General features: G+C 34.0%; 13 protein-coding genes. All 13 read right to left on the bottom strand.

All coding sequences use genetic code 11. The features are described from left to right. Window positions 1-81: 81 nt before the first annotated feature. A complete protein-coding gene (locus tag QUD79_RS03520; RefSeq protein ID WP_184423608.1) occupies window positions 82-867 on the bottom strand; it encodes an MlaA family lipoprotein in 786 nt (261 codons plus the stop codon). A gap of 526 nt (window positions 868-1,393) precedes the next feature. Continuing rightward, entirely contained in the window at window positions 1,394-1,762 is a 369-nt protein-coding gene (locus QUD79_RS03515; RefSeq protein WP_184423584.1) for a DUF2304 domain-containing protein, read from the bottom strand. Next, window positions 1,755-2,477, bottom strand: a complete 723-nt coding sequence (locus QUD79_RS03510; RefSeq protein WP_221435153.1) for a glycosyltransferase family 2 protein — start codon at window positions 2,475-2,477, stop codon at window positions 1,755-1,757. The genes QUD79_RS03515 and QUD79_RS03510 overlap by 8 nt, the downstream gene beginning before the upstream one ends. Before the next feature lie 89 nt (window positions 2,478-2,566). After that, a complete protein-coding gene (locus QUD79_RS03505) occupies window positions 2,567-3,709 on the bottom strand; it encodes a glycosyltransferase (protein ID WP_184423585.1) in 1,143 nt (380 codons plus the stop codon). A 36-nt stretch (window positions 3,710-3,745) separates the two neighbouring features. Next, on the bottom strand, window positions 3,746-4,909 hold the full coding sequence (locus tag QUD79_RS03500; protein ID WP_184423586.1) for a glycosyltransferase family 4 protein: 1,164 nt from the start codon (window positions 4,907-4,909) through the stop codon (window positions 3,746-3,748). Then, window positions 4,910-5,803: an NAD-dependent epimerase/dehydratase family protein gene (locus tag QUD79_RS03495; RefSeq protein ID WP_184423587.1), complete on the bottom strand. Its 894-nt coding sequence runs from the start codon at window positions 5,801-5,803 to the stop codon at window positions 4,910-4,912. A 2-nt stretch (window positions 5,804-5,805) separates the two neighbouring features. Next, window positions 5,806-6,840, bottom strand: coding sequence for a GDP-mannose 4,6-dehydratase (gene gmd, locus QUD79_RS03490; protein ID WP_184423588.1), 1,035 nt, complete (start codon window positions 6,838-6,840; stop codon window positions 5,806-5,808). Beyond that, a complete protein-coding gene (locus QUD79_RS03485; protein ID WP_184423589.1) occupies window positions 6,837-8,102 on the bottom strand; it encodes a YncE family protein in 1,266 nt (421 codons plus the stop codon). The genes gmd and QUD79_RS03485 overlap by 4 nt, the downstream gene beginning before the upstream one ends. A 6-nt stretch (window positions 8,103-8,108) precedes the next feature. Beyond that, window positions 8,109-9,314: a glycosyltransferase family 4 protein gene (locus tag QUD79_RS03480; protein WP_184423590.1), complete on the bottom strand. Its 1,206-nt coding sequence runs from the start codon at window positions 9,312-9,314 to the stop codon at window positions 8,109-8,111. 2 nt (window positions 9,315-9,316) lie between these two features. Continuing rightward, window positions 9,317-10,705: a class I SAM-dependent methyltransferase gene (locus tag QUD79_RS03475; RefSeq protein ID WP_286289894.1), complete on the bottom strand. Its 1,389-nt coding sequence runs from the start codon at window positions 10,703-10,705 to the stop codon at window positions 9,317-9,319. A 13-nt stretch (window positions 10,706-10,718) separates the two neighbouring features. Continuing rightward, on the bottom strand, window positions 10,719-12,101 hold the full coding sequence (locus QUD79_RS03470) for a sulfotransferase family 2 domain-containing protein (protein ID WP_184423593.1): 1,383 nt from the start codon (window positions 12,099-12,101) through the stop codon (window positions 10,719-10,721). Window positions 12,102-12,112: 11 nt separating this feature from the next. Continuing rightward, complete coding sequence (locus tag QUD79_RS03465) at window positions 12,113-12,793, bottom strand: ABC transporter ATP-binding protein (protein WP_184423594.1); 681 nt, start codon at window positions 12,791-12,793, stop codon at window positions 12,113-12,115. Further along, window positions 12,790-13,551, bottom strand: a complete 762-nt coding sequence (locus QUD79_RS03460; protein ID WP_184423595.1) for an ABC transporter permease — start codon at window positions 13,549-13,551, stop codon at window positions 12,790-12,792. Before QUD79_RS03460 ends, QUD79_RS03465 begins: the two co-directional genes overlap by 4 nt. Window positions 13,552-13,703 lie beyond the last annotated feature (152 nt).

Raw genomic sequence — 13,703 nt, 5'->3', positions numbered from 1 at the left:
TGTAAAAAAAAATTCTTTCAAGTGTACCACTTTCAAAGTAACACTCAATTATTTAATCTGATAAGAAGCTTTACCTTTTCATTATTCTATAGGTGCTTCGTCAAACTCTTCAAGAAATGCTTCTAAGTCTGCTTCATCGTCTTCGTTAATAATTATCGGTGGATTTCCGTCGTAAACTTTATAACGCATATTCTGATAATAGGCATTTTTAACAAATTCGTATGAGTCTATTGAGTTTCGAATAAGTTGCTCTTGGTCAACCAATGCAGCTCTTGATTCAAGGCCAATTATTGCACTTCTAACCACATTCGGCCAAAAATCAATAACTGCTAACGGCCAATAGTAACGATCAACATAGTCTCCAACTTCTTCTCGTACCGAAGAGGGCCCTAACACGGGAACAACAAGATAAGCGCCATCGCTTACACCGTACTTACCTAATACTTCACCAAATTCTTCATGTTCTCTTCCCCAGCCAAAGTCACTGGCAGGGTCAAATATTCCTAAAAGACCAATAGTTGAGTTTAGTAAAAATCGACCTGTACTTTTTGCAGCACTACTAAACTTGCCTTGCAGTAAGCTGTTAATAATTGCAGACGGCTCATTTAAGTTAAGTGCGGCATTATGGAGGCCTGTTCTAATGTCTGTAGGAACGTAATTAACATAGCCCTCTGCAACAGGTTTAAGTGCGTATTTGTCGGCATATTCCCATGTAAAGGTCCAAAATGGGCGGTTTATTGATTCTAACGGGTCGTTAATAGCGTTTGCTTGTTGTTGGTCAACAGCATTAGTTGAAGAACAGCCTGATAAAATTATACTAGCCAATACGATAATTATTTTTACAACAGGTAATATTTTTACAGACATTAATTTCACTAACTGATTTCCTATATTAAAATATATTTTTTATTTGCTCTGATTATCAATAAAAATAACGGAAATGATTATTAAAAATAATAATTTCTCGCAATGTTAAAATAAAAATAAGCAAGACTTAGCCATTATTCATAAACTGGATATTAAGACGCAATAAGCTTAAATACCTAAATTAACATTATGCTTTCAATTGTAGGTCGGCATTTATGCCGTCAAGACGTTTACCGTCAACATTTTACCATTAATAGTTGCCTTTAATTAATAGTACTGTCTAATGAGCTGGTAGGTAATTTCATCTACATCAACCTAATTATCATCACCCTTTTCAATTGTAGGTCGGCATTTATACCGTCAACATTTTACCAACAATAGTTGCCTTTAATTAAGAGTACTGTCTAATGAGCTGGTAGGTAGTTTTATTTACATAAACCTAATGCCCGATTCTTCGACAGCAACGCCTAACCTAAAAAATATGATATTACTCTTAAATTCTCACCTATGACCGCTATTAAACTTATTATTTCTTTATTTCTTTAGTACGACTTGCTTCGTTAACTTCAATTTGTGACTCTAATATTGCTAGCTTTTGTACAATACGGTCTAGTGTTACATCTACTTTATTTCGCTCAATATCCATTAACAATATTTTAATTATTGCAGCACCTAACCCTAAAATAACGGGGATTATAGGCGGATAAGAAATTCCTGCTGCATGACCAATCCAGTCAGTTATTACAGGAAATGTGCCCAGCACTAATACAATAAAAGCAACAAAAATCCAGCGTAATGCTTGGCGAGGAGCTATATGATCTCGTCTAACCAACCAATAAATGGTGAATGCCAATACCACACCAATGATAGAAGAAACAATTTGCGGATTAGTCAAAATTATTAAGCCCTGTTAATCGTTTAAAATAGCGCTCTTTTTTGGTCGGAAACGCTTTACTTACTGATAAGAGGCCGCTGTATAATAAGTAATAACCGACAGCAAACCATGAATGAAATATTCTAGAAACTCCCGCTTTTCTATCGTTCATAGTGACAGCGACTTCTTCAATAGAAAGGCTCATATTTCTCATCATTAATAATACTCCAACACATTGGTATTCAAACATAGTTGCTTGTCTTGAAGTTAAACATTTCAATGCTTTTTCATTATAAAGGCGAAAGCCTGAAGTAATATCAGAAACAGATAGGCGGTTAACACGTTTAAAAAACTGCCATGCGATATGTCTACCCGTACTGCCCCTTTCTGTGCAGTTACCAATAGCAACATCAGCCCCTTCTTTATGACTTTTTATTAATGTCGCTATATCGCTTACATTATGTTGACCGTCTGCATCCATAGTTACAACTAACTTGTAACCTAATTTATCCGCTAATCTCAATCCCGCTTGCGTGGCTTTCCATGCACCTAAATTTTTTATAGGAGAAAGGACTTGTGCCCCCGCTTTTTTAGCCTCAATCGCAGTATTATCTGTGCTCGCATCATTTATAACAATCACTTTATAGTTAAGCGCACAAGCTTGAGACACTATTTTTCCGATAGTGTCTTCTTCATTCATTGCTGGCATAACAATACAGATTTCTTGATGGTTCAATTTAGTTGGCTTTGACACGAATTAATAATAAAAAACAAATTATAAAGTTTTCACAGCAAAACTGCGAGTAATAAGTTATTTAGATGACATCAAGATAATAGTTTTTGATAAATTTTTGTAATTTTATTGCTAACTGAGCTTATTGCAAAGTGCTTGTCAAAGCGCTCTCTCCCTGCTTTACCATAGTTGGTAAGCAATTCAGGATGTTCGATAACATAACGAAGTTTATCAACTAAGCTTTTAACGTTATTATGTTTAACTACAAATCCGGTTTTATTGTCTTGAACTACCCAGCTCATACCAGAGCCTTCAACATCAGAAACTAAACAAGGTTTACTTGCCCTCATTGCTTCTAAAAGCACCACACCAAACGCCTCTGTTCGCTCTATTGAAGGTAGGCACAGTAAGTCTGTGTTATTCAATTCGACAGCTAGCGCTTCATCAGACAAATTAGATAATAATGTAACTTGTTTAGCCAAATTACATTTTTCAATCTGATTTATTATACGTTCTTTTAATTCCCCGTTACCGACTATGGTTAAATTTATAACTAGACCCTGTTTGCTTAATTCAGATAATGCATCAAGTAATAAAGTATGTCCTTTGTAATAGGTAAGACGACCAACCATAAGTAAGTTAAGAGTATTTTGAGAAACACTCGCATTGATAACATCACAGTTATTGCCAAATAGTCCTAGAGGAACAACCTCTATTTTATTTTGAAATAGGCGTAATGGTTTGCTTGTCTGAGCATACGGAGGAGTTGCTACAATAATTTTACTCGCTTTATTAAGTAAAGCCCTTTCAAATAACCGATAAAATGGATATAACATCGTTATTTTTGTATCAGGTACGGCTCCAATGACATCTGATTGCCATTGTATTACCCATGGAATATTTCTTACACAAGGAAAAAACAAACACCAAAAGGCTGATAAATTAGGAGTATGAATATGAATAATATCAGGTTTTTCTTCTTTAGCTATCCGTTGGAGATAATAACCAAAAGTCGGTGATATAGGCGCATATACCGCTTGTCCAAAAAATGGTACTCGATGCACTTTAGCTCCATTTATTACTTCCACAATAAATGGCTGCTTTTTCTCATGATGATGTACTATTGCGCTAACTTGATGCCCATCAAGACTTTGTTGCTCCATCAAAGCAAACATAAAGTTTTCAACACCACCATGAAACGGGGGGAAATATTTACCTATGTGTAATATTTTCAATTCCATACCTTAATAGCATTAATAACGAACTATTAACTATTTTGACACTAACTTATAGACACCAACAGTCTCATTAGCACATTTATCCCAAGAGAAATCTCTTGCACGGGCAAGGCCACCTTGGATTAAAAGGCTTGTCCACTCTGAATCAATAGCCAAACGTTCAATTGCTAGCATCATATCGTATATGTCGTCAAAATTAATTAAAGCAGCATTTTCTTGTGTAATTTCTTGCATTGACGAGTTTTTAGAAGTTAACACAGGTATGCCTGATTGCATTGCCTCTAGCACCGGTAAACCAAACCCTTCATATACTGATGGAAATAATAATGCAGCCGCAGCCGAGTATAGAATGGGAATATGCTGTTGGTGAATATAACCTAAATATTTGCCCCACCCTCGACTCGTTAACTTTTCAATTTTTTTCACAATACGTTGATTATTCCAGCCCAGACCTCCAATTAATATTAATGGTAAACCATTCGTATACTTTTCACGATAAAGCATGAATGCATCGAGCAACCCTTCTAAATTCTTGCGTGGTTCGAGTGTAGATACAAATAAAAAATATTGTCCATATTCAAGCTGGTATTGTTCTAGTATACACTCACAGTCACTTTTTGTTCGAGGATAATATTGTGGGTCTGCACCTAAATGTACTGCAGATACTTTCTTCTTATTTACGGAAAACTTGCTTAACAGTTCATTTTTAATAAATAGGCTATCGGTAATAATATGATCAGCTGTATCTAAAGAGTGCAATATCGCTTGGTTGACAAAATCTACTCTAACTTTGGGATGGAATTCAGGGTAAATTAATGTTGATAAGTCATGTATTGTAACAACTTTCTTACCATCAAAATTTGGTAAGATAAAGTTAGGAGAATGAAAGATATATGAACCATATCGCTTAAGTGCCGACTTAGTCACTATCGGTTGTAATAATTGGTATGCCTTTACAACGCTTTGAAAGGTGGCAAGTTTGTTCCTTATTCTGGCAAAAGAAGTCGATTGACTGTCAGTATTCTTTTCAGGAGAATCATAATTGACGATAGGGTCAGAGAAAAATTTACCATGAGCAAAAAATTTAAGTTCTTCTATTTGCTCATGCTCTTTAATTAACTTACCTAGGTTATTGGTATAATGACCAATACCTGTTAAAGGTTGTAATAATGGGTCGCAGCCTAAAACAACCTTCATTTAAGGTTTATACATCCAATTTAAAGTATCTAACAATTCATAATTTTGATATTCGCCAATTGCCTTTACTAGTTTAGTATTATCTCCATATAACTCTTTAATTTCATTACCTCTAACAAAGTCAGGATTTACTTCGACATTAATTTTATAACCTGAGAATTCATTTAATAAATTAATTACCGATAACAAGGATGTCGCTACACCTGTACATACATTAAATACCTCAGACTTAACGTCGCTTTCTAAAAGCTTAATATATGCAGTCACTACGTCTCGTACATCTGAGAAATCTCTTGCTACCTCTAAATTACCTAACTCAATTGAGTTGTCATTACGTTTAAAGGCACTAACAATTTTAGGAATTAGAAAATGTTCAGCCTGCCCTACCCCTGTATAATTAAAAGGACGCACAATTATAATCGGCAATTGATTAAAACGAACACTTAGTGCTAATTCCATTGCACTTTTAGAAACAGCATAATCATTAACAGGAGTGAATGGCATACTTTCTTCGATAGGTAGTTGTGTATTGTTTCCATAAACATTACCACTACTTGCCACTAAAACCTTTTCAATAGGTAATTTAAGCTCTACCAAGCAATCGATCAAATTAGTGGTACCAATTAAGTTAGCCCGGTAAATGTCTGTGACATCACCATGGGGTACAAAAGAAATAGCGGCCAAATGCACAACAAAATTAGGCTTGAGCTTACATAGCTGTGCTTTAAGCTCAGTTTTATTAGTTATATCAGCAACCACAACTGAGGTACAACCTTCAATTCTATCTGTTGTTTTATGACATAAAGCAACACATTCATAGCCCAGTTTATTTGCTAGAGAAACAAAATGGCGCCCAGTAAAACCCGAAGCGCCAGTTACAAGTATTGTTTTCATAACTAAAAAGAAATACCTTTTTCGTTACGCCTGAGATCAGCTTCTACCATCATCGCACAAAGCTCTTCTAAAGTTGTTTTTGGCTCCCAGCCAAGGTCATTCTTCGCTTTAGTAGCATCACCTATTAACAATTCAACTTCCGCTGGTCGATAAAACTTAGGGTTAACGCTTACTAATGTTTTACCTGTACTTGCATCTACAGCGGTTTCGTTTTCTTCACGGCCTTTCCATTCAAGTTCGATATTTACTGCTTTAAATGCCATGGTTACAAAATCACGTACGGTTTCGGTACGATTCGTAGCCAATACATATGTATCGGGCTTATCTGCTTGCAACATACGCCACATCCCCTCCACATAATCTTTTGCAAAGCCCCAATCACGTTTGGCATCCATATTACCAAGCTCTAACACTTCAAGCTTACCTAATTTTATTTTAGCAACAGAGTCGGTTATTTTCCGTGTAACAAACTCTTGACCACGTAAGGGTGACTCATGGTTAAATAAAATACCACTAGTAGCAAATATATCATAAGATTCACGATAGTTAATCACCATCCAATGTGCATATAACTTGGCTGCACCGTATGGACTTCGAGGATAAAAAGGTGTGCTCTCTTTTTGAGGGATCTCTTGAACTTTACCAAACATCTCTGACGTAGATGCCTGATAAAACTTAATTTTAGGATTAACAATGCGAATAGCTTCTAGCAAATTAACCGGGCCAATACCTGTAATTTCAGCAGTCGTTATTGGTTGCTCAAACGAAACCCCCACAAAACTTTGTGCGGCTAAGTTATAAAGTTCATCGGGTTTAGTTGCTTGTAATAAACGAATACTGGCAGATAAATCTGTTAAATCATATTCTAACAATTCTAAATTTTCATGGTTTTCAATACCTAGCTCTTCAATGCGCCATAAGTTCACAGTACTTGTTCTGCGGTAAGTGCCGTAGACTTTATATCCTTTTTCCAAAAGAATCTCAGCTAAATATGCTGCATCCTGCCCGGTGATCCCTGTTATTACTGCTGTTTTCATTTTTCAAATTCTCTTTCATTAATAAATTGAATAGATTTAATTGCTATACCTAAATTTCGTGAATCAACATCATTATATCTCACTAAGTAAGGCACTGAAATAGTTAACTCGGAAGTAGTAGCACTTAAGTTTTTGGGTAATTTAACCGTAACTTCAAATTGACCACTACGCTTTAAAAAAAGCTCTGCGACTAGTTCATCATTAAGTAAAAATAAAATATTTTCATTTATATAATGTTCATTATACCCATAAATTTTCATCAAGGTATGACTTTCATTATAGGATATTCTTATTTGGCTTTTTTGGGCTATTGTCCAACGAAATTCTTCAGGCTTAGACCATTGCCCTGTAGCTAAATAATAAGAAGATTGCTCTGAATGTAAATAAAAACAATCATTTCTTCTTTCTTTTATATGCTCAACATCATTATTTTTATATGTTGTCTTATTTATATTTATATTTTCATTGACTGCAAAAACATCTAAAATCATTCCTTGATTTGGATAGATAAGATCAAATAAATACCGCCAATCATGATCAAAACATCGTAAATAACCATCGGTTTGATCTCGCAACTCTCTCAATGATAATTCTGACATACCTACTAAAGAATATTTTGATGAAACAGCAACACCTCGAGGAAAATCCCCAATTCGAATTACTTTATTATGGGTATTAACTAAGAGGCCTTCAGCTGAACTACAAGTAAAAAAAGCATTATTTTCATCTAGCCAGAGGTTATGTGCATGCATGCCTAAATCAAAGGTTTCAATAAGTTCTAATGTGTCAATATGAAATATATAATGCGTACTTTTACCCTTATTATGGGCTACAAGCCCAAGCCTATTATAAGGAAGTTTTACAATAGAATTAAAATGATTGTAGTCTTTTCCTCTTTCAGCTACCGGGTACCATTTACGCCATACTTTAGTATCACTATTCCAAATAACAATGGAATTATCAGCCGTTGATGTACACCATATTTCATTATCTATGGCGACTATTCCATGAACATCGCCAAAGTCAAAATCAGGAGAAATCCTGCCAACTTCTTTTAAAGAATCATCAAGTATAATTAATTCACATTTTTCAGTTTCAGAGTGATAACTGTCGATGTTATTACGGCAAGCAACATAATAATGCTGCTGCAATTTAGCAACTCCGTAATAAAGCCCTGATCCAGAATGAATTGTTATACTTATATTGTTTTCTATATTAAGAAAAATTACAGAATGACTGGTTGTTACAATAAAGGAATTCAATACTAACTACTTATTAAAAGTCGATTTTACAAACTGTGTGTATTCTAATGCCGCAATACTAACGTCATGTTTATTTAAAATAAATTCTTTTGCTGTTTGCCCTATCTGAAGCCTAACCTCTTCATCATTTGCTACATACTTAATTGCACTTTCCATCATCGTTGTATCAAAGGTGTCTAAAGGTACTTTAATGAGGGTACCTTCTGGAAAATCTGAGAACGAAGCATAATCAAATACCAAATTACAACAACCTAACCCCATAGCTCTAAATAGAGCTGCTGATGTTTCTCCTGCACTCGGATAACGCAAACTAATTACAACATCAGATGCCTGTAAATAATGATGAAACTCTTCAAAAGTTACAAAGCCCGTCAACTTGACATGTTCAACTAAGTCCAGCTCTTCTAGAAGCGAGTCTAAATCAATAGCGTCAGACTTATCACCAACCAACCAGTATTCAAAGTCAGGGATGTATTCTTTTACATTAGCTAGCGCCCTTAATGCAAATTCAATTTGTTTAGGAGGCGTGATAAATCCCATAGATGAAAAAATCAACTTCTCTTTTGGAATACCTAACTGTTCCCTAGCAACTGTTTTACTCTCCAAAAAACAGCCATCTATATCATTTGTAAATGGAAATGGTATCCGCCTAGTTGCTTTTTCAGGAAACCTATATTCTAAATCTAAAAGTGACTGATATGAATGAACAACCACGCCCAGAGAAGAATCAACTAATGTTCCGTTAATCGGCATCATAAACTCAAGTAAATGATCGAAAATATAATTTTCTCTATTTTCAGCAATTCTTTCACCAAGTTCGCCATAATCATGGCGAAGCAATGCCTTATACTTCTCGGTATCGCCTTTAGCTAAAGTCTCTTCAACCAATAAATGGTGCATAGAGTAATCATGTAAAACTAATAAACCTGGTTTATTTTCAATTTCATCTAACATATAAGCATGGTGAACATTGTTCCCCATCTGATAGATTCTAGGAATCTTCTTCATTTTAGATTTTTTAGAAAACTCATCTAATCGATAAAATGAGCAACCATCAGGCAGCCAAGTTGGGTCTAGTGCATCATTAGCAATAACGAAAATAACTTCCCAAAACTTCGTTAATGCTTCTCCGAGCTCGCAGCAATAATCAGCGATTCCTGTTTTACTTGGTGGTAACGGAGTAAAAATAGCTAATTTATTTTTTTGTGACATATTTATTTACTCCCTTGTAAATAAATATTGCCGCCACCACTAAATAATATTTCATTCAATACGTCTCCTGACCGTTTATCAAGTTTAGAAAAATTAAAATTTTCAGGAATATCATCACTAAAATTTAATTCTACATTTCTAAAACCAGTTTTTTCTAATACAAATTTAATTAATGAGGGGTGCTTTGGTCGTAAATGGGTTGAGTCCATATAATAATAACGACTCAAGGTAAAAAGCGATTGTACATTTGGCGTTTCAATAAATATCCGCCCTTTTGGCTTGAGCACAAAATAAACTAAATTAAATATATCTCTCAATTTTTTAGGCGGAATATGCTCAATAATATGGATTAGTGTGACATAGTCATATGTATTTTCTTTTTCAGTCGACAAATATATTAAAGCATCACTAAGGTTAACATCTAAACCTTTCTCCCTGCACGATGCAATTGCCTTTTCACTTATATCAATACCTTTTGAAATAATGCCTTGCTGCTGAGTATATTCAATAAGCTCACCTGCACCACAGCCAATATCAAGAAGTTTATCTTCTTTATTAACACCAGAAATTAAACTTTTCAGATATTCTTCTTTATCTGTTTTATTCTCAAACTGTAATTCCCATTCTCGATATTCATCATCAAGTAATATTTCATTACTTAAGCTTTCCATAATATCATGGTTAAAATCAGAAATTTTTTCATTGATGTTAGCTTGAGTTAATATCTCTTTTTTTGTAGATTTCAATAAATCAGCAAGTTCAGATTGCAACTTTGCTTGCTTAGTAGAATTTTTTTCTATATCGCTTTGCAAATGAGTTTTTATTTTACCCAAATTTGATTTTTCAGTATGAAATTCACTTTGCAACAACTCTTGTTTTTGATTTAATAGCTTAAGCTTAGACTCTATATAAAGCTTTTGTTTAACATCTTGCCCTGCAAGTGTTTCATACTTTTGATTTACTAGTTGTAAAACAGAGTCTATATAAAGCTTTTGTTTAACATCTTGCCCGGCAAGTGTTTCATACTTTTGATTTACTAATTGTAAAATTGAATCGGCATAAAGCTTTTGTTTAACATCTTGCCCTGCAAGGGTTTCATACTTTTGATTTACTAATTGTAAAATTGAATCGGCATAAAGCTTTTGTTTAACATCTTGCCCTGCAAGGGTTTCATACTTTTGATTTACTAATTGCAAAATAGAGTCCATATAAAGTTTTTGCTGAACATTTTCACTTGCTAGCCTCTCATACTTCTGGTCAAGCACTTTCATTACATCACTGATCCAAGCTTTTTGTTGGTGATTAAAAAGCAAAGCAGAAAAGTAATTTATCATTTTCTCTTTAGTTTTTTTAGGTATAAAAAAAACCAAGAACTTATAAACAAAAGACATAATATTCCTAGATTCAGCTTATGGAAATAGAGCTAATTGCAAGCCCTAACTGCCTTGCACCTGCCTGCTCCGTCGGTTCTTTTTCAGTTGCTGACATAATACCAATTTTTTGAACAGATAAAACACTAGAGCCAGCATCTCCTGATACTTTAAATATAACATCATACCCACCTGTTAAGCACTTTTTTACCTTAAAATCACTAACAACTTCTCCATTAACATTAACAGAAATAGACTCTAAAACTGCTTCGTTTAACACCGCGATAGCATGAACTTTAACTTTATATTCCGTTGATGCTTTTAAACACTCATTTAACTCTAAGATACATAAAGACTCATTTCCAGACCATCTAAAATGCTTATCACCACTACGTTCCAAAGAGTAAAAACCTTGAACATAATCTACACATTCGATAGAAATAATTTTATTAGTATTTAATACTTTATTACTACTACATGTGCGACTCTTATTAAGACTTGCTATTCTATTTAAACGATCATTATCTATGTAATACTTGTTTAACGTTCTTAATCGATTGAAAAATAACTCTTTAGCAAACTGATATAATTCCATATCCATAGAATTGCGCTTTTCGATCAGTGATCTTGTTTCAAAGGCTAAGTCGTATTTACTACCCAGGGTTTTATCTATATTTAAATTAGTTGTAAAAGCAGAACTATCTGAAAACGGATATCTACCAAATGTCATTGAAAATATATCTAAACTTAGATCAAAATACTCTTGTAATCCAATAAATTGAAAGTTATTGGCTAGATTTCGTTTAGCTTCATTAACCAAATCTTCATCGTAAATACTCCAATCTCTTTTATCTATACGACAACCAGTCTCATCAGTTTGATAACGGTTTATAAAAGATTGCGTTTGTAAGTTACAGGCTGTAGCGTTTGCATGGCGGTTTTCAGAAGTTACCCAGTCAATTAAGGTATAATCTTTCATAAGTTTATGGTATTCACGCCATTCATCACTAATAGGAATATCTTCTGTTTTTGTGTTTTGTACTCTATCAATCCATGACTTTGGTTGTCTAGCTTCATGAAGATGATTATGGTACTGAGAAACAACGCGCTCTACCGGTGAACGCAAAAAAGTAAGCCAAATATCGCCTTTCAAGTTCTTATCAATAACATCATAAGTAAAATGCCCTGCAAATAATCGATATAAATTAGGGTTATCTTGGATACTTTTTTGCAACTCCCAATGAGTTTCTGCTGGGCAAATTTCGTTGCTATTAAAAAGACCATCTAAAATTGCTCTGAAAGTAGAACCTGCTGTTTTTGGTAAATGGTGAAATAGTACTCGCGTACTTTCTGGGTTAAGTACTTGACCACATAAAGTATCGGCTGTACGTAAAAAATTTGGAAAGTCTGAACTCATCTTTAATCTCTTTAATCTAATATGTTATCTAATTCTTCAGGCCCAGTAATTTTTTTTACTTGGCCATCTTCTAACCAAAGCACTCTGTCGGATAAATGCTTAAGTAATTTAATGTTATGGGTAACCAATACAACAGTTTGGTCTGAATTAATCTTTTGTTTAAGTAAGTAAGTTGACTTCCTTCTAAATTCAGCATCACCTACACCTAACATCTCATCGATCAAAAGAATATCTGTGTCTAAGTGGAAGGCAACAGAAAAACCAAGTCTTGCTTTCATACCGGATGAATATGTGTAAAAAGGTTTATCAATAACAGCGCTTAAACCAGACAATTCAATTATTGCTGGCATTTTCAAAAATATATCATTATATGAATAGCCTAAAAACAAGCCTTGCAATACTGCATTCCTACGACCAGATAGACGAACGTCCATGCCTAAGTTCAAGTTAAGTAATGCAACGTTGTTTTTAAAGGTATTTATTGTTCCTTTGTCTGGGCTTACAACACCTGCTAATAATGATAGCAATGTACTTTTTCCTGCTCCATTAGACCCCAAGACCCCTAATGTTTCTCCCTTAAACAAACTTAAAGAAATATTCCTTAAAATATTTTTTTCTTTAGAAAAAATTGAGAAAGATTCTCGAAAATTTATATCTACATCTTTAAGCTCAAGTACTACTTCATTCGTCATCTTAGAACCACTTTAAAATAAGAATTATTGAATCGCTTAGCAAAGGCTAATGCACCTAGAATAAGAATGATAAAAACAAATGTCATTTTAGATAGATAAACCAAATCAGGGACATTCCCTTCAAGTAAAACATCCCGATAACATTGAATCAGGTAAGCCATAGGATTTAAATAAAAATAGTTTTCGATACTAGGGGGGATTAAGTCTGTAGAGTAAAAAATACCAGATGCAAACATCATTGCCATTAACACACTATTTATTAAAATTTTCACATCAGGAAGAAATGGAACAATGAGCGCAGCCCATAGTGAAATAGCAATCACTAAAAGAAGCTCTGAAGCAAATAGTAGAGGTAAAACCCAATATGCACTAGTTATTTCATAACCCACAATAAATAAGTATAGAAATAGCACCAAAAATACAAATAAAGACTTCGCAGCGTCAGTTAATACTGTTACAGCCGGGAAAAAAACTTTATTAATTGAAACCTTACCAATTATACTCCCTGCGTCTGTTATTGAGTTAGCACTATTAGTAACAGTTCGGAAGAGCCACTGCCAAACGACTAAACCGATAAGTAAATATGACACAAAGTCTTCTGTTTCCACACTTAAAATGAGGCCAAATACTAAATAATAAATAACCATCAAAAGCATTGGTTCAAAAAACCACCATAAAAAACTTAAATACGTTTTTTTACTTTCCGCCATTAAGTTTGACGATGCTTTATAAAAAATCAGATTCCAAAAATTAGACACAATTCGCCTTTGCTTATATTTGAAGTAATCATTTAAAGTAAGAATAGTGCTTTAAAAGCGCCATTCAAAAATTTTGCGACAATATAACGTTTATTCTACTTATTGTCATTGCATATAAAGGAAAATAATTAATACAAAAAGTTTATCTTAGC

The sequence above is a fragment of the Thalassotalea piscium genome (assembly GCF_030295935.1).
GTDB classification, from domain to species: Bacteria; Pseudomonadota; Gammaproteobacteria; order Enterobacterales; family Alteromonadaceae; genus Thalassotalea_B; species Thalassotalea_B piscium.
Note: the sequence above shows the minus strand (reverse complement) of the source record. Positions and strands in the feature narration are given on the sequence as shown.